This window comes from Candidatus Protochlamydia sp. W-9 (assembly GCF_001950615.1).
GTDB classification, from domain to species: domain Bacteria; phylum Chlamydiota; class Chlamydiia; order Chlamydiales; family Parachlamydiaceae; genus Protochlamydia; species Protochlamydia amoebophila.
Genome location: NZ_BCPZ01000346.1, coordinates 1 through 18778 on the forward strand (window position 1 = coordinate 1; position 18778 = coordinate 18778).

The following is an 18778-nucleotide window of genomic DNA, read 5'->3' on the forward strand; positions in this document are numbered from 1 at the left end:
ATGCCGGAAATTTTTTAATTAATCTATTAGCTGGGATTATTGCTTATACTCACCAACCTAAAAAGCCATCGATAAACTTAGCAGAGCAGCATCGCTTATTGTTAATGGCTGCCTAAAAACCCAAAATTCAGGTTAGTAGTAGAGAAGGTAATGCCTGTTTTCGATTTTGCGACATTTTTGTACGATATTCAGCATGATCAAGCTCAACAGTTAATCGATCTTGAAGAAATCATTAGTGAAATTATGGAAGCAAAGTTAAAATCTAACGAACTTAATTTGATCATTCCTATCTGCTTGACCTATCAAAATATCCTAGAGCATCTCTGGTTGCTTCCCTATCTCGAATTTGGCAATCGCTGCGCTAACCTACTTAACCAAAATAAAGGCGCTATTCTAAACCATATGGAGCGTTGGAAAGACAGCCTTAATCAATTGGCTAGTGAGGAAAAAATTGACAAGTCTATTCCAACAAATTTAGAAAAGTTTGTTTTAAGGCTTTTCGAACCCCTACCTGAAGCTGTCGCAAAAGAAATTGAGGAACAAAAATCTGCCATTCATAAAAGCGGAGAAATATCTTTAACACTTTTAGAAATCATAGCAGATTTTTACGGGATCCAAAAAGATTTTCCTCGCGCCATTTTCCATGCAGAAATTATTTTAAATTTTTTAATACAAGAACTTCCGAAAACATCCCAGAAAGAAGAGTTTCTTGTTAAAATCATGCAGATGCATGGAAATCTTGCAGACTGGAATCAACTTCTTAGACGGTATTCAATGGCTATTGATCATAGTGAAAGGGTATTAAAAATAGCGGTCGAGTTGAGTGATCATGATGCAATATTTATTTCTTTAAAAAAGTTAGGTTATCTTTACGTAGCGCAAGGAAAAAATGAGCTCGCGCTTCCTTTTTATCAAAAAGCTCTGACTATAGCGCAAACGTTACAAGATTCTGAAATTGAAAAGCAGTTTCTTGGTGCCCTTGCAGATGTTTATACTCACATAGGTAATAATGAAGAGGTGATTCGATATTATCAAGCCACACTGAAACTAGCAGAAGAAAAAACTGAACAAGCTTTAATCTATTCTGGGATCGGTGAAGCCCATGCTAAGGCCAAACAGTACAAAGAAGCAGAAGAAGCCTATGGAAAAGCTCTTGAAATTCTTCCTCAAGGTAACAACCCTCTTATGGCAATAATAGTTCATCAAAAATTAGCCAAATTTTTTAAAAATTTTGGTCGATATGGAAAAGCTATTTACCATGCAGAAAAAATTTTAGAGCTAATCCAGCATCCGTCAATTCAAGTAGACGAATTACAAGCACAAGAAAGTAAATTTTCCGCGTTGACAATTCTTGGAAGTATCTATGGTACGTTTGGAGATCACGCAAGAAAAATCGATTATCGTACGCAAGCGGTAAAGCTCGCTGAAAAAGCAGATGTTGATTTAAACGGCTTGGGAGTAGCATATGCCAATCTCGGCAGTGCCTATTGCGATGAAGAAAATTATTCTGAGGGCATTAAATATTATCACAAAGCATCAGAAATCTTAAAAGGTAACTCTAATCGAGCCAATTTTTTAAAAAATTTTGGCCGGATTCTTTTTTCCTCCGGTAGGTTTTCTGAAGCAATTGAATATTATAAAGAAGCCAATAAGATTGGTAATCAAGATACGAAAAAAGGCATTCTCCTTGGCCTAGGTCTATGTTATGATGCTCTGGGAAACAAAGAGCAGGCGATTCAATGCATTGAAAAATTTATTTGCTTATCTCAAGCATCAAAAGATCGCCTTAACGAAGCATTAGGTTATCATAATTTAGGGATAATATATAAAGAGTCTGATCTTGGGCTAGCAGAAGAAAATTATCGCAAAAGCATCGCCATTTCTGATGCATTACATCAAGAGCTTAAAAGTCATAGTCAGTGGCAGATTACTTTTTTTGAAGAGCAAGCAAGTACACTTTTAAGCCTGGAGAATCTTCTCTTAAAACAGGGGAAAACTGAGGAAGCCTTGCAAATCACAGATTTTAGACGTTCCCGAGCCTTAGTCTCTGCTCTTACAAAAAAAATTCAGCTTCAAAAGGATGATTTTTTAACTTCTGGAGTCACAATCCAGGAAATGCAAGCTCTTGCCTACAAGATGAACACTTGCTTGATCGTTTACTCGTTTGCTTCCGAAAGTACAGACAGCATTACCGTATGGATTATCCCTTCTGACGGCGAAATCATCTGCAAGCCGTTGCCTCTTGGAATTTTGACAGAAGAAGTTAAAGAAACGAATAAACTTTTTCAAACACTCCCTTTTATTGCTGAAGCAAGAACTATTGAAACACCATTGTCATCTTTTCTAGAAGAGCTAACTCGTGGGGAGTCAGAGGAGAATACGCATCTCTCAAATTCGCAAACTTTTAAAAATCGCCTTAAGAATTGGTATGAAATACTTATTGCGCCAATTGCATCTTATCTTCCCAAAGACCCACAACAAGTCGTCACAATTATTCCCGATGGTTATCTCGCTCAAATTCCCTTCGCCGCATTTTTAGACAAAGAGGGAACCTATTTGATTGAAAAACATCCACTTTCGATTGCTCCCTCGATTCAAGCCCTAACATTATTGGATCAACTTCCTAAAGACTTTTCCAAAAACTCACTCGTCATTGGGAATCCCAATACATCTGAACGCAGCCTAAAGTTTGCGGAAAAAGAAGCTCAAACAATTGTCGCCCCTCTGCTTGAAACAGATCCAAAAAAAGTTCTCTTACAAGACAAGGCTACTATTCATGCCGTTGTCAAAGGAATGGCAGATGCGCGTTGGATTCATCTTGCCTGCCATGGGTCGACAGGCAAAAAGCCTGATGAAAAACTCGATCCTCATTCCGTTTTCGAAGGTCTTTTCAAGCTCACTCCTGACGAAAGTCATCCCCAAGGCTATCTTCATGCACAAGAAATTGCGGCGCTTGCTCTTCGAGCAGAATTGGTTTTTATGAGCGCCTGTTTTTCTGGCAGGGGCAAAGATCACGAGGAAGGGATTGTCGACCCCGTTTGGTCCTTTCTCGCCGCTGGAGCCCTGTCAACAATTGCAACTTATTGGCGACTGCCAGACACAGAGTTGACACTTCAGATGGTCGAGACGTTTTATCGCCACCTTTTAGGTATAGAGGTGGAAAAACTCAATAAGGCTCAAGCCTTACAAAAAGCCATGCTAGTAGGCATTGAGCAAGCACGGGAAAGGCCTGATCGATGGGGAGCTTTTTTCTTATCGGGGCTGCATGAATAAAGGAGAAAAAAATTTTTACCTTACCCAACTAAATTATAGCCAAAAAAATGATTTATAATGATTGCAGCTAAAATTGTGTTTTCAACAACACATGTACGCTTAATATGATTATCTATTCTCATCAGTAATAAAATTATTAAGCGTTTTTGTTCTTAAATTTCTCTATTCTAAAATAAAATTTTACTTTAGTCGTTTATAGCTTGATTATTTATCTTCATGAAATAAAAATATTTTTAACATTTTATTTTTTTAAGGAATTGAGCTATGTACGTAGAGTCAGTTAAATTTAGCACTCCCTACTATCTTCATTATCCCCTTCTACCCACACTATCCCTATTAGATCATGTAAAAGGTTTAATTGCGGCCTATACCACAAAATCCAATTCGGAAGAGGATATATTCGTCAGTGCCAAATTGCTCCTCGAAGAGATCAAGCAATTAGAAGACATAGGTGTCATAAGAGAATGTTTATGTAGGCTACTAACATTGGAGATAGAAGAGATCCAAAATTTAATAGTAGAGGAGGTAATGCCTGTTTTCGATTTTGCAACATTTTTGTACGATATTCAGCATGATCAAGCTCAACAGTTAATCGATCTTGAAGAAATTGTCAGTGAAATCATGGAAGCAAAGTTAAAATCTAACGAACTTAATTTGATCATTCCTATCTGCTCGATCTATCAAAGTATCCTAGAGCAACTCTGGTTGCTTCCCCATTTCGAATTTGGCAATCACTGCGCTAACCTCCTTATTCAAAATAAAAACGCCATTCTAAGCCATATGGAGCGTTGGAAAGACAGCCTTAATCAATTAGCTAGCGAGGAAAAAATTGACAAGTCTACTCCGAAAAATTTAGAAAAAGCTGTTCAAAGGATTTTCGAACCTTTACCTGAAGATATGGCAAATGAAATTGATAGACAAAAATTTGCCATTGAAGAAAGCAAAACAATGACCTCAAGGATTTTTGAAAATATGGCAAAAGTTTATGCCAACCAAGGAGATTTTCAGCGTGCTATTATTTGTGGAGAATATATTTTGGAACTGTTAACTTGTATACCCACCGAAATATCCCAAGCCAAAGAATTTCTTGTTTTAACTATTTGGACGCAAGAAAATCTTGCTCTATGGAATAAACTTCTTGAGCAGTATCCAATGGCTATTCATCATACCAAAAAAGCATTGCTAGCTGCAGAAACCTTAGGAGATTTTTATAAAGTATCCATATATTTAAGGAATATAGGTAAACTTTACTTGGAGCTAGGAGAAGGTGAGCAAGCGCTTTCTCTTTATAGAGAAGCGCGATCTATAGCGCAAATTGTACAAGATCCTAAAAGTAAAAGCCAGATTCTTATTGGTCTTGCAAACGACTACCTTGCCATTGATAAAAATGAAGAGGCGATTTCATGTTTTCAAGCTGCATTGAGTTTGACAGAGAAGAAATCTGAACAAACCTTGATTTACAACGGGATTGGCCGCGCTTATGCTAATGCCCAGCAGTACAAGGAAGCTAAAAAGGCTTATTACAAGGCACTTGAATTTCTTCCTCAAGGCGATTTTTTTCTCGCAATAGAAATTCATAAAAACTTAGCCGGATTATTTAATGATTTTGGCCGATATGGAAAAGCTATCTTCCATGCTGAAAAGGCTTTAAATCTATCTCAGCATGAAACCATACAAAAAGATGAATTAAATGCTTTGGATAGCCAGTTTGGCACAATAACGCTCCTTGGAAATATTTATGGTGCTATTGAAGATTATGGGAAAGGACTTAAGTATCATACGCAATCTTTAAAAATCGCTGAAAAAATAAAACCCTTTACAGACTACTTGGGGCTAGCATATACTAGTCTCGGTATTGCGTATTCCAATTTGAAAATGTATCCTGAGAGCGTAGAACATTATAACAAAGCATTAGAAATAACAAAAGAATCTTTTCTACGAGCCAAGATTTTATTAAATTTGGGAAATACTTTTTTTTCCTCAGGTAGTTTTGATAAGGCAATAGAAAAGTATAAAGAATCCTATGCGATCGATAATACAAATTTAAAAATAAACTATTTCAACGGCTTAGGTGTATGCTATGAAGCCATCGGAAATAAAGATGAGGCAATAGAAAGCATCGAAAAAGCTATTTGTTTATCTCAAGAGTCACAAGATCGACGCAGTGAAGCAGGGGGCTATAACAACTTAGGGCAAGTATATAGCAAGTCAGAACCTAGGTTAGCAGAGGAGAATTATCGCAAAAGTATCAATATTTATTCTTTACTGCATCAAAAGCTTAAAAATTATAGCCAGGGGCAGATAACTTTTTTTAAAGAGCAATCTATACCGCTCTTAAAACTGGAAAGTCTTTTCTTACAACAGGGTAAAACTGAGGAAGCCTTGCAAGTCACAGATTTTAGACGTTCGCGTGCCTTGGTATCTGCCCTTACAGAAAAATTTAAATTTCAAAAGGATAGCTTTTTAATCTCTTCTGGACTCACAGCCCGAGAAATGCAAGCTTTAGCCCATAAGATGAGCACTTGCTTGATTGTTTATTCTTTTGCTTCCGAAAGCACAGACAGCATTACAGCTTGGATTATCCCTTCTGATGGCGAAATTATCTGCCAGCAGCTGCCTCTTGGAATTTTGACAGAAGAGATTAAAGAAACGCATAAATTTCTTCAAACGTTCCCTTTCGCTGTTGAGGAAAGAGTTATTGAAGAATCGGTAGATTCTTTTATAGAAGGGCTAACTCGTGGAGAGTTTAATGATAGTCTTAACACAAAAAATTTAAAACCTTTTAAAAAACACATTTCTCTTTGGTATGAAGCTCTGGTTGCTCCGCTTGAATCTTATCTTCCCAAAGACCCCCAACAAGTGGTGACCATTATTCCCGACGGATATCTCGCTCAAATTCCTTTCGCCGCATTTTTAGACAAAGAGGGAACCTATTTGATTGAAAAACATCCCATTTCCATTGCTCCCTCGATTCAAGTCCTAACATTATTGGATCAGCTTCCTAAAGTTTTCCCCAAAAACTCGCTTGTGATTGGGAATCCCACCACGTCCGGAAGCCAACTAAAGTTTGCGGAAAAGGAAGCACAAGCAATTGTCGCCCCTCTGCTTGAAACAACTCAAGAAAAAATTCTCTTACAAGACAAGGCTACTGTTTATGGCGTTGTCGGGGAAATGGCGGATGCGCGTTGGATTCATCTGGCCTGTCATGGATCGACAGGCACAAAGCCGGATGAAAAACTCGATCCCCATTCCGTTTTTGAAGGGCTTTTCAAGCTAACTCCTGATGAAAGTCATCCCCAAGGCTATCTTCATGCACAAGAAATTGCGGCGCTTGCTCTTCGAGCAGAATTGGTTTTTATGAGCGCCTGTTTTTCTGGTAGGGGTAAACCTCACGGGGAGGGAATTGTCGGACCCGTCTGGTCCTTTCTCGCCGCTGGAGCGTTGTCAACGATTGCCACTTATTGGCAATTGCCAGACACAGAGTTGACGCTTCAGATGGTCGAGACGTTTTATCGCCATTTTTTAGGCATAGGAGTGAAAAAACTTAATAAGGCTCAAGCATTGCAAAAAGCCATGCTAGTAGGCATTGAGCAAGTACGCGAAAGACCTGATCGATGGGGAGCTTTTTTCTTATCGGGACTACATGAATAAAGGAGAAAAAATAAATTTCGTGATATTTTGTCTAAAGATTTTACAACCTTTTTGATTGGCAATGATTATTTTTCCCATTATTGCACTTATACGTCTTATCTTTTAAAGGTTTTAATTTTTTGAAGTTTTAATTTAGTAAAATACATAAGATTTACCATTTAACCGTTAAATAAGTGCTCAAATTAAAGACTTTTGCGTATCAAATAAATTGCTTTCATAGCCATTTGAACTGAAGTTTTTTTAAGTTTTTCAGAATTTAATTGAGAGAATACCTTTAAGATATCCCTAAGAATGGGAACAAAAATTTCTTGGCAATCTTCATATGGAGTTTGAGAAGGAGCTAAGGGACCAGATTACAGTCCTTATTATTTCCAAGTTAAAAAAGAAGTGGTTTAGGAATTACTTTGACTAGACCTTGATCAAATAAAATATCAAATTCCTTTTTTCCATGTTTTTGGATTTGATTTAAAAGATTAATGTAGCGTTGTAATTTCCAAGGGACATTCAATTTAGGGTTTAATCTATCCTTAATATTTGCAAGGGTCTCTGCACTAGGTTTAACTTTTGCAGCTAAGATTAAAGCAATTAAACTGAAATAAAATAGTAACGAATCAGTTGCTGTTGAGATAGTAAGTTTTTTTATTTTAAAATGAATCTAATTAGGGAGGTAATGTCAAATCGGATAAATCAAGTTGTTGGACAACAAATACGAAACAATTCCTGAATAGACTATAGCCCCGACTAAAAACTTTCTTAAAGTCTCTTACATTGAAGCATCTTCAACTTTAAAATTTAAATTTGTTTCCAGATTTATTTTATCAAGTGATCACGTTGGAGAAAATAAAATAAATTTACAGAGCATGTCAAAAACAGGATCAAATTTATTCGATCGCTTCAATTGTTTCGATACCTGGAAGCTCTTTTAGAGCTTTTAAAACGGATAAGGTATTAATATTAGAAACAGATTTAAAATATAATCGAACCAACTCCTTTTCACCTTCTGATTCAATTTGAAAATTAGTTAAATCTAATCGCAACTGCATTCTAATTAAAATATCTTCAATAGATGAAATAGAAACTGTGGATTTCATTGTAAATCGAATTTCTTTAAAAAACTTTTTTTTAAATAAATAGTTTTCTAATGGTTTGACACATGCTAAAACAATAAAAATCATCACCGTCATGGAAATAGCGGCTAAATAAAGACCTCCTCCAATAGAAAGGCCAACCGCAGCAACAGCCCATAAGCTAGCTGCAGTCGTTAATCCTTTAATCGTATTTTTCCAAAATAAAATAGTGCCAGTACCTAGAAATCCAATTCCACTGACGACTTGAGCAGCCACACGTGAAGGATCTAAAACGATTAATTGCGACCTTAACACATCATTAAATCCATATTGAGACACAATCATCAATAAACTCGATCCCATACAAACTAACATATGCGTTCTGAGTCCAGCAAACCAACTTGTGCGTTCTCGTTCTAGGCCGATTAAACCGCCCATTGTTGCAGCTAACATTAAACGTAATAAAATTTCACCATGCGAAAGCATGGGCGCAAAATTTTCCATTTTTTCCATGAATTAATTCGTTTTATCGATTTGTATCAAACTTTGGTTGTCATTTCAATCAACATTTAATAAATTTTTTAAAATTTCACTGAATTCATGTTCGCTTATCCCAAAAAAATCATCTTTCAAAAAGAGTCAATAATTCAATGTGTTCGCTACCAGGAAAAAGGCTATATCCCTCTAATTTTTTTAGATTCCATCCTTGATAAATAAGTGTCTCCTTATTTTTTTTAAAAGAATCCCATCCACAACTTACATAGATCAATTGATCAACAGAAGATTGCGTTAAACCTTCGATAAACTTTCGACTCAATCCTTTTCTTGGAGGGTCTACAATCACAGTATCAGCACCTTGTAGTAGATTTAAATTTTCATCCGCAGATCCTGTATAAAACATAATTTTTTGGCTAATTTCGCTAGATAATTGTTGCTTTGCGTAGTAAAAGCACTCTTTGGAGTGAGGATTGATTTCTTCACATTTAATCCAAGTACATTTTGCGGCAACAGACAATCCAATTGTTCCTACTCCTGCAAAAAACTCGACAACTTTAGCCTTCTCCCGAATCCATGACTTTACTTTTTCTAATAGCTTTTCAAAAAGATCAAGGTTGGCTTGAGCGAAATTAGAGGGTTGAAAACAAATTTCGACACCATCAAAACTTTCCCACAAATAAGACTCTCCCCAAACTTTCTCCCATTTATCTGTAAAAATTGTGTTAGTAGCATGGGGATTAAAATTTACCCAAATAGAATGCCAAAACGCATTTGTCGTTTCCTGAGCCAATTCCAGGAGAAGCTCGCGCCATATCTGAGATTCTGGCGAAGAAAAATCTTTAAAATTTAAAACAAACACTATTTGAACTTTTTCACTTGCCCGCTCTACAACAAATTGTAAGTAGCGCAAATCTCCGGCTTGCGAGTGCTCTTGATAAGGATTTAATTGATGCCTTTTCATCCAGTTTTGAATCATAGTAACCGCTTGATTAATGCGAGGGTGATGAACTAAACAAAATGGGATAGTTAGCGCTTCGTGAGATCCTTTTTTAAATAATCCTATGATAGGATTTACTTTTGTTCCTCTCACAGCTAATTTCGCCCGACATCTCCAACCTGTTAACGCTCCTTGATGCAAAATAGGATTTAATGTTCCTTCAAAATATTCAATCACTTCACGCCAAATGGGTGGTTCAACAAAAAGTTGATGAGAACATCCGGCACACAAATCAAAATGAGGGCAAGAAAGTGCTTGTTTGAAAATGGGAAATGACATGGATTTTTCTTTAAAATAAGTAGTTATATTGATGGTTAGAAACACTAAAAACTTTCATTATCATCCGACCTTATCTACGAAAGGATGAATGAAAAAATACCCTCTTTGCACAAATAAAATGCGTTCATAAGTACGCTTTTTATGTTGGCAATATCGTTGATAAAGGGTCGATGATTTTTTTTATGTTGATAAAGCCTAACTTTTCAACTTGTTTTAAACAGATTATTAACAGAGCATTTATCTCGATTATTCACTTACTTATCAACTTTCCCACACCTTCTAAAGAAGAAGAAGAACTTTATATATAATATATTCTTCTTTAGAGAAAGCTGTGGAAATCTTATTTGTTTCATGAGAAGATTTAGAATCTTATTAACTGTGCTTTGGAAACAATCGTCACTCTATGGATATTAAATCTTCTGATTTCTTCAATCTCTCTACCTTCACTCATACCGCTCTTTTTGAAAAAGACCCGGCACCTTGGATTATTTTAACTCGATTAGCCTCTTATTTAAAGAAATTAAAATTAGGCGTGCTCTTAGGTTCTATTTCTCCTCAAGCCTATTTAATTCGTCCAGAAGAAATTACTATTGGAGAAGGATCAATTGTGGAGCCTGGCGCCTATATTCAAGGTCCTTGTTGGATTGGTAATCATTGTGTGATTCGCCATGGGGCTTATATTAGAGGCAATGTCATTACAGGAGATTATTGCGTGATAGGGCATGATTCTGAGGTCAAAAATAGCTTATTTCTAAATCGTGCGCATGCAGCTCACTTTGCTTACGTGGGAGATACTATTTTAGGACATGATGTGAATTTAGGCGCAGGGACGAAATGTGCAAACTTTAAATTAGATCAACAAACCGTCTCAGTTGTTTATAAACATCAACGCTTCAATACTCAGCTTCGTAAATTTGGAGCGATTATTGGAGATAGAAGTCAAATCGGTTGTAATACAGTCACAAATCCTGGTTCTTTGATTGGAATGGACGTTAGAGCTTACCCTTGTTTAAATATCGGCGGTTGGATTCCTCATCGTTCTATCGTCAAACCTGGCTCTCAAGTTCGAATTTCTTCTTATTAATTTAAAATTTGTTTTAATCACCTGGAATTTTGGGAAATAAATTCGCCATTAGCGCAACTTTTTTTCAGAAAACTTGACCGGCAGAGAAAATGTATCACTATTCAATTAATGCTTTATCGCCTATAATGATAATGCTTTATCGCCTATAATGATAATGCTTTATCGCCTATAATGATAATGCTTTATCGCCTATAATGAGGGCCAGAATTCTTTCAAAATACTTTTTTTATTTGAGCTTTTATGCAAACAACCAAACTGTCTTTTCGTTCAATTTTAGAACCTTATAAGTCTCATGTTGAACAAATTATCCAAAATAATATGGATTGTTTGGGTGATAAAACACCATTAAAAGATGCTTGTGAATACGCATTACTAAATGGTGGAAAACGATTTAGGCCAGCTCTCGTTTTGATGATTGCTAAAGCCCTTGGTTTTCAAATCGATGTTTCACAAGCTGCTTTATGTGTAGAATACTTTCATACAGCGTCTTTAATTGCAGATGATTTGCCTTGCATGGATAACGATGATGAACGGCGAAATGCTCCTACCCTGCATAAAATTTTTGGGGAATCAACTTCTCTTTTGGCGACCTATACTTTGATTGCCGCTGGCTACGCTTGCTTAGCTCGGAATACTGCGATTTTGAAAGATAGTGCACACCCCTACGTTAATCAAAAAGAGCGTTTATGTGTATTGGCTTTAGAAAATGCAGCGCAAAATACGGGAATTTTAGGGGCAACAGGGGGACAATATTTAGATTTAAATCCTCCTAATCTTTCTTTAAAGACTTTAAAAGAAGTGATTGAAAAGAAAACGGTTACGTTATTTGAAATTTCTTTTGTCTTAGGGTGGATTTTTGGAGGAGGGGTTTTGGAAAAGTTGTCCCTCGTGAAAAAATGTGCTGGACACTTTGGAATGGCTTTCCAAATTGCCGATGACTTGGGAGACATGAAGCAAGATTCCTTTCATGATCACACAATGAATTTTGCAAATGTTTATGGTAAACCAGCTGCGACTCAATTATTTCATGACGAAATTCATCAATTTAATCAAACACTAACTGCGCTGGATCTTCAATCAGAAGATCTTCAAGCTTTAACTTGCCTTCTTATTGAGCAAGTACAGCTTCTTTCTTGAGTTTTGTGAGTTTGGGAGAATTAACCTGATTCGCAAGATGACTCTAGCTATAAATGATAGAAAAGGCTGTGTATACATGAGGTACGCAAGGTATAGCCTTTAAATCGATGCTGAATAAAGAATTAGCTTTATCCAACATCGATAGAACGAATTATTCGTTCAATGCCCCTTCAATTTCTTCTATTGCAGCACCGATAGAAGTTTTTTTGGATGCGGGCTTAGAACGATTTTCTTTATACTGTTGTATAATTAGCGCTTCTATTTCTTCTAAAAGCGTTGGATTATTTTTAAACTCTTCTCTGACCGCTTCTCTTCCTTGACCTAAGCGTTGCCCTTTGTAGCTAAACCAGGCCCCTTTTTTATCAACAATATTATACTCTGTTGCCATATCAATCGCAGAACCTGTACGAGAAATACCTTCATTAAATAAGATATCAAATTCAGCAATTTGGAAAGGAGGAGCCATTTTATTTTTACTAACTTTTACTTTTACCCGGTTACCAATTTCGGAATTGTCCGGTCCTTTAATTCCTCCTGTACGACGAATATCTAAACGTACCGAAGAGTAAAATTTTAAGGCGCGTCCCCCTGTTGTCGTTTCTGGATTTCCATAAACGATCCCTATTTTATCTCGAATTTGGTTAATAAAAATAGCACATGTATTGCTTTTTGAGAGAGAGGCCGTTAATTTTCTTAATGCTTGTGACATCATGCGAGCTTGAAGACCCATGAATTGATCTCCAATTTCTCCTTCAAGTTCAGATTTAGGAACGAGAGCGGCAACAGAGTCAATGACAATCACGTCTACAGCGTTAGAACGTGCAAGCATCTCTGCAATGTTTAAAGCTTCTTCCCCACTATCTGGTTGTGAAATCATCAAATCATCTAAATTAATACCAATTTTACCAGCATAACTAGGGTCAAGGGCGTGTTCCGCATCAATATAAGCAGCTAACCCCCCATTTTTTTGAGCATTAGCTACGATATGAAGAGCTAAAGTTGACTTACCAGATGATTCAGGTCCATAAATTTCTACAACGCGTCCACGTGGAACACCGCCAATTCCTAAGGCGATATCCAAAGCAAGAGCACCTGTTTTAATCACACTCATTTCTTTTTCAGAAGAGTGCTTGCCAAAAGACATGATAGCACCTTCACCAAATTGTTTTTTAATTTGAGAAACGGCCAGGCCAAGTGCTTTTTTACGTTCAGAATCTGGAGGGGCGGATTGAGACATAAAGACTCCTTTGAATAAACTTTTTTTGAGTTAACTATTAACGAAAGTTGAGATTACTAACATCTTTTGTAAAAGTAACTTCATTATATGACACATCAAAACAGGTTTTAGTATTTAAAAAATTACCTGTGAAGGCTAGCTTAAAAGCATAGTTTGATAATTTATTAATTTTTCACAAGTGATGTAACAAAATCGCAACCTCGGCAAAATATTAAAAAATTTGAGATTCGATAGCATGTAGGTTTGAGTTAATACCAGAAGGCAAATTAGCTGTTAAAAAGATTCTTCATTATACCTAATTTACAATTAAGATGCCAGAGAAGAAGAACTTTTTTTGAAATGATTTTTTGATTAAATTTCTTTTCTTTCACAAATGAATTGAAACGTAAACCACCACTTGATTAGGAAAAGAATCGGCTGTGAAAAGATGAATAAACTCACTTGTAGCCAAGTCTATATGTCAGCAAAAAAAGTACGTCATCATAGTGGATACTTCGAGCTTTCTTTTAATTGAAATATGTTTTGTATAATAAATTAAGTCGTTCAGAAAATTTTAAAATCTTATTTGATCGATAGTAGGAATGCGTATTTGAAAAAGCGACAAGATCAATATGATTTATATTTGAATTAACAATAATTATAATTTTAGGTAGCGCTAAATAGGTAAGGCTAGTTCAATAAACTGATCTAATTTGATAAACTAATTGTTCTAATTCAAGCGGAAAAAAGCAATGGAATGTACCCACAGCGGATCAGATTTGGTAAAGAAGAATGGTGATCCAAGAGGTGAAAAGCAAAATTTTCGCTGTTTAAAGTGTGGCAAACAATGAAGCGAAAACAATAAAACTAAATTCATTAACGAACAAACAAAGGAACTTGCCAGGAAAGCTCTTCTAGAAAGAGTGTCTCTTAATGAAATTTGTAGAATTTTTAATGTAAGGATGCCATGGCTGCTAGATTTTATGGATTTCATTCTCAATGATTTACCTAGGGATTTAAATGCACAAGTCACTTGTCGTGAGAAAGATGAGTTGGAATTGGCTAAACTTGAGAGATGAGCTATGGAGGTTGTTTTATAGAAAATAAGAAAAATGTTTAGTGGTTATGGCTTGTCTTCCATAAAAAAAGTCGCCAAGTGCTTGCTAGGCAAGTGGGCTTCGAGATAAAAAACTGCTGAGCTTCTTTTTGTAAAACAACATGAATCATTAAAAAAAAGTCCCCTATTTCACTGATAAATTTAATGTCTATTATAAAAACATTCCTTGGAGCCAACATCAACCAGTTAGCAAGCCATCAAGTTAGACAAGCGACATGGAAAGATTTAATTGTACTCTTAAGCCAAGACTCATAAGGAAAACATTTTCATTTTCTAAAAAGCTAACTAATCCCATTGGGTTAATAAAATATTTTATTTGTAATTACAATATATAATTGAGAAGAGCCTTACCTATTTTAGCACTACCCATTTTTAGAACTCATTGTAACTTAAATTTTAATTATACTTTCCAATTCTGAACCGTAAAATCGTGAAGGCTATTTTGGCATTCATTTGACCTCTATTGAAACTTATTATGGCCTAAAATTAAGCTTATATACCAATGTTAGTGATGGTGACATTGCCCCGCAAAAAAGGCCCAACAGGAAGTAGAAAATATTAAATTTTATTCCCAAAGAAAGAGCTGAATTCAAAAAAGCTGGATAGAATAGATTATTACAGCTTCAAAAAAATTGAAACGGGATTTAGCATTTTAACACATTTATAGAAAAAGAGTTTGCGCTAATGTGTGCCTTTTTTACTATAGCCTTCAGTGTTTATAATCTTTATTACCATACATCATGCACATCACGCAATATTTTAATTAAATTGAGTGAAGTTGCTAAAGTTTTAAAACGTTCTAACCCAGCATCAGTGAAATTATAGCATCCAGTCAGCTCTAGATGCTGTAAAGCAACTAAGGATGTCAAATGTGCTAATCCAGCATCGGTAAGGTCATGGCAATAGCTCAGATTGAGATGCTGTAAAGCCACTAAGGGTGTCAAATGCGTCAATCCATCGTTGGTGAGTTTTTGGCAAAAGCGTAGATTGAGGTGCTGTAAATTGACTAAGAGCGTCAAATACGCTAACCCTGCATCAGTGAGGTTTTGGCATTGATTCAGATCTAAATGTTGTAAGGCCACTAAGGGCCTCAAATGCGCTAATCCAGCATCAGTGAGTTTTGTACAACGATTCAGATTGAGATACTGTAAAGCTGTTAAAGATGTCAAATGCGCTAATCCAGCATCGGTAAGGTTTTGGCAATAGCTTAGATCGAGATGTCGTAAAGTCACTAAGGGCCTCAAATGCGCTAATCCAGAATTTGTAAGATTACGGCAATAGCTTAGATCAAGATGTTGTAAAGTCACTAATGGCCTCAAATGCGCTAATCCTGCATCTGTAAGCTTTTGACAATAGCGCAAATTCAAATGATGTAAAGCCACTAAGGGCCTCAAATGCGCTAATCCTGCATCCGTGATTTTAACGCAAATGCTTAGATCGAGATAGTGTAAAGCCACTAAAGGCGTCAAATGGGCTAATCCTGCATCAGTAAGATTTTCACACCAACTTAAATTTAAATGTTGCAAAGCGATTAAGGGTGTCAAATGCGCTAATCCTGCATCAGTAAGATTTTCACACCAACTTAGATCTAAATGTTGCAAAGCAATTAAGGGTGTCAAATGCGCTAATCCTGCACCAGTGAGGTTAGGACAAACGCTTAGATTTAGATACTGCAAATTTTTTAACAGGGGTATCAAGTGCGCTAATCCTGCATCAGTAAGATTTTTGCAAGATTTGAGATTGAGCACTTTTAAATTTTTACAATCTTTTAACGCTAAAAGATAGTCATCAGTCAAATGAACATTGTCTGAAAAATCAAGAGCTTCTATCTCATTTGGGAGACGCTTTAAAATTTTTTCAAACTCCGTTAACTGAGAAGACTGGTTTAATAAGGCACTCACAACGGTGAATTCTAAATAGTTTTTCAAAGTGCTTAATTGACATTGACGCGCAAAATTTAAAAGCTCTTTTAATCTGACTAAACTCTTTTTAGTGGGGCTAAAGGGTTCAAATCTTTGTGCTTTGTACCCATCAATTAGCTGCTCTTCTAAGTTTTTCACCACTTCTATTAGTTCATAATAATCGGCTAGTTGAATGAGAGAAGTGATCTCTTCCAAGGGAACTTTAAAGCTAGCATCCATGACACAATTAAGCAGAGGCGTAAATTCTTTTTGTGTCAAAGCAAGAGGATGTTGAAAAGTTTCTTTAAAATTTCCTGACCATAGACTCTTAAAATAGGGCGATTTTTCCCTTAACAAAACTAACTGAGAATGAGAAATAGTCAGAGAAGTTCCCTCTTGAAAACGTAGTTGAAGCTCTTGAGATGAAGATAAAAGTTCAGGAGCTTGAACCGTTGGTGCACCAGTTTCTTCTAGATTAGCCAAAGGATTGACTAAGGAGTTATTTTCATCTCTAGGAGGATCGCTAATTTCTTGAGAGCGATAGTCAGAAGGAGGCGTTGTATTGACAAGATGACTATGATTAAACCTTAAATTAGAAATATTCAAATGACCATCCACATGAGTTAAATCAAGTTTAAAAATCGGGTTTTCCATTCACGTAATTAATTTTTTGAACAAAATGGCCCTCTGCATCAAAGATTGTAGCAGTTCCCTTACCTGTAATAACTTGGCTAGCTGGCGCTCTTTCTCCTTTTCTAAAATAATCCCCTTTGATTAATTTATCATTGTCATACTCTTCAATCATCATTAAATTGCCGTCTTGATACCAAGCTGTAGAAACTCCATGTTTAGCATTGTTAGCCATTTCTTTTTGGCTTTCTTGGACGCCATTTGAATACCAAGTTCTCACATGCCCTTGAATTTTTCCTTCATACCAATAAAACGCTAGTTTGGGTTGGATAGTTTGTGGGTTGATACTGTCATAATAATCCACTTCTTCTCCATGCTTAATTTGATTTTTAACGTGATAAACACGCTTAAGATTACCACAAGCCGTAAAAACTTTTACCTCTCCTTCAAGAATTCCCTCTCGATATTCTTGAATTTCTTTAATATAATCTTTCCCAAATACAGCTCTAAAACCTGTTCCTTGCTTGACTTCTGCTACAGAGTTTCCTTGCTGATCAAAATATTGGCCATTTTCTAGCTTACCTTTGCAATATTCTTCTTGGCTGGCTAAATTTTTGTTGTCCCAGTAGCGAAATGAGGATCCATGTTTTTGTCCCTGAACGTAATTGATTTGTTGGAGGATTTCGCCATTTGTTTTATAAATTTCACAAACACCTTCAATTTGATTTTTTTTATAGGGTATTTGCTTCCATACTTGACCACAACTATGGTAGTGAGTTGAAATTCCTTCTAAAGACCCTTGATTGTAAAAAATTTCACCTATAAGGTTTTCATCTTCATCCCATGCATAGCTTGAACCATCAAAAATCCATGACCTTTCTGCTGAAGGTGTGACATCTGCAACTCCTCCGATGACTTTTGTGGAAAGACTTATAGATCCGTTTTCGTGCCATTCATAGTAACACCCATTAGCTCTTCCATTTAAAATTTGTAAAAATTGCTTGGGGTTTCCATTAGCGTGATAGGTAGTAACAACAGATCGTACATTTCCTTTCGAATCTCTTGCATAAATTCGAAGCACTTTTTGATAAGGTTGAGAGGATAAAAAATCTGTTTGTTGATATTGATTTAGTCGATCTTTATTGCTAATTGTTTCCGCAAATCCATTTCTATCAATGATATGAATGCTAGTTAAAGGTAGAGGGCGTTTGCGATAGGTGTTGCGCTTAGCACTAGAGAAAGTTAAGGCTAAAAATGCTAGAAAAACCCATAGGGTCATTTGTTTAAATGCTTTCGTTTTGATCATAAAAACTCTCTTTTCAGAAGTTTAAGATTAAGAACAAAAACTTCATTTTTTTCATAGACTTTCTTTTTATCTAACTTAAACTCAGTAATAAGTAATTGAGGGCGATTAGGTCCTGGTAAATAAGGTCCCACTTGGATTCCTTCAATGAGAGCTAAGATTTTTTGCAAATCGTGCGTATTGACTTCAACGGGGTGAACAAGGGTTTCAATCGTTTCTTGAAATAGAGGAAATGTTTGAACAACACCCTCAGAAAAAATGAAACTATTTGAGGAGCTAGTTAATAATTCCAATCTTTTTTTAATTCTTTCATCACCTGAAAAATTTTTATCGGCAACAATTTTTTGTAAGGATTCGATTTCTGGTTCTAAAAACACTAAACTTTCTAAGTGTTTATCAATATAAAAATGATCAGCATCATGAAAATGTTGCCTTACAGCAAGATTTAAGGCTTGTTTCTTTTCTTTGACAAAAGCTTGACACTGTAAAGTTTCTAATACATTTTGTAATTCTTTCAAATCTGATTTTTGAGAAAAAAAAGTGAAAATAACAAATAAAAAAGGAAGAACACCGATAACAATGAGATAACTTATCGCACGATTGAGAGGAATGGTATTAAGCATAA

10 protein-coding genes and 2 pseudogenes are annotated in these 18778 nt (G+C 35.9%); 6 read left to right on the plus strand and 6 right to left on the minus strand.

All coding sequences use genetic code 11. From position 1 onward, the window contains the following. From BU804_RS12325 to BU804_RS09640, 3 genes and pseudogenes are all read left to right on the plus strand, one after another. Nucleotides 1–116: pseudogene (locus BU804_RS12325) on the plus strand (IS982 family transposase); the annotation flags it as partial. A 34-nt stretch (nt 117–150) separates the two neighbouring features. After that, nucleotides 151–3273, plus strand: a complete 3123-nt coding sequence (locus tag BU804_RS15555) for a CHAT domain-containing tetratricopeptide repeat protein (protein WP_079988696.1) — start codon at nt 151–153, stop codon at nt 3271–3273. Between the two features lie 264 nt (nt 3274–3537). Further along, on the plus strand, nt 3538–6924 hold the full coding sequence (locus BU804_RS09640; protein ID WP_075883900.1) for a tetratricopeptide repeat protein: 3387 nt from the start codon (nt 3538–3540) through the stop codon (nt 6922–6924). Nucleotides 6925–7805: 881 nt separating this feature from the next. Here the strand turns inward: BU804_RS09640 and BU804_RS09645 are convergent. Then, nucleotides 7806–8495 carry an MgtC/SapB family protein gene (locus BU804_RS09645; protein WP_075883901.1) on the minus strand — a complete coding sequence of 230 codons (690 nt, stop codon included), beginning with the start codon at nt 8493–8495 and terminating at the stop codon, nt 7806–7808. A gap of 118 nt (nt 8496–8613) precedes the next feature. Continuing rightward, entirely contained in the window at nt 8614–9765 is a 1152-nt protein-coding gene (locus tag BU804_RS09650) for a class I SAM-dependent RNA methyltransferase (protein ID WP_075883902.1), read from the minus strand. Nucleotides 9766–10168: 403 nt separating this feature from the next. Between BU804_RS09650 and BU804_RS09655 the strand changes: the two genes are divergently transcribed. Next, nucleotides 10169–10849 (plus strand): acyltransferase, encoded by a 681-nt coding sequence (locus tag BU804_RS09655; RefSeq protein ID WP_075883903.1) that lies wholly within the window; start codon nt 10169–10171, stop codon nt 10847–10849. A gap of 240 nt (nt 10850–11089) precedes the next feature. After that, nucleotides 11090–11986, plus strand: a complete 897-nt coding sequence (locus BU804_RS09660; protein WP_226996181.1) for a polyprenyl synthetase family protein — start codon at nt 11090–11092, stop codon at nt 11984–11986. 151 nt (nt 11987–12137) lie between these two features. Here the strand turns inward: BU804_RS09660 and recA are convergent, their stop codons facing one another. Continuing rightward, a complete protein-coding gene (gene recA, locus BU804_RS09665; RefSeq protein WP_075883904.1) occupies nt 12138–13223 on the minus strand; it encodes a recombinase RecA in 1086 nt (361 codons plus the stop codon). A gap of 731 nt (nt 13224–13954) precedes the next feature. Here recA and BU804_RS11615 point away from each other — a divergent pair. Continuing rightward, nucleotides 13955–14654 (plus strand): annotated as a pseudogene (locus tag BU804_RS11615) (IS1 family transposase). A 393-nt stretch (nt 14655–15047) separates the two neighbouring features. On the opposite strand, the gene BU804_RS09675 reads toward BU804_RS11615, so the two are convergent. From BU804_RS09675 to BU804_RS09685, 3 genes are read right to left on the minus strand one after another with little or no spacing between them, the layout of a single operon-like run. Then, nucleotides 15048–16826 carry a leucine-rich repeat domain-containing protein gene (locus tag BU804_RS09675; RefSeq protein ID WP_075883923.1) on the minus strand — a complete coding sequence of 593 codons (1779 nt, stop codon included), beginning with the start codon at nt 16824–16826 and terminating at the stop codon, nt 15048–15050. 28 nt (nt 16827–16854) lie between these two features. Beyond that, a complete protein-coding gene (locus tag BU804_RS09680; RefSeq protein WP_226996182.1) occupies nt 16855–18156 on the minus strand; it encodes a toxin-antitoxin system YwqK family antitoxin in 1302 nt (433 codons plus the stop codon). Next, a complete protein-coding gene (locus BU804_RS09685) occupies nt 18153–18776 on the minus strand; it encodes a hypothetical protein (protein ID WP_075883905.1) in 624 nt (207 codons plus the stop codon). Before BU804_RS09685 ends, BU804_RS09680 begins: the two co-directional genes overlap by 4 nt. Nucleotides 18777–18778: the final 2 nt, after the last annotated feature.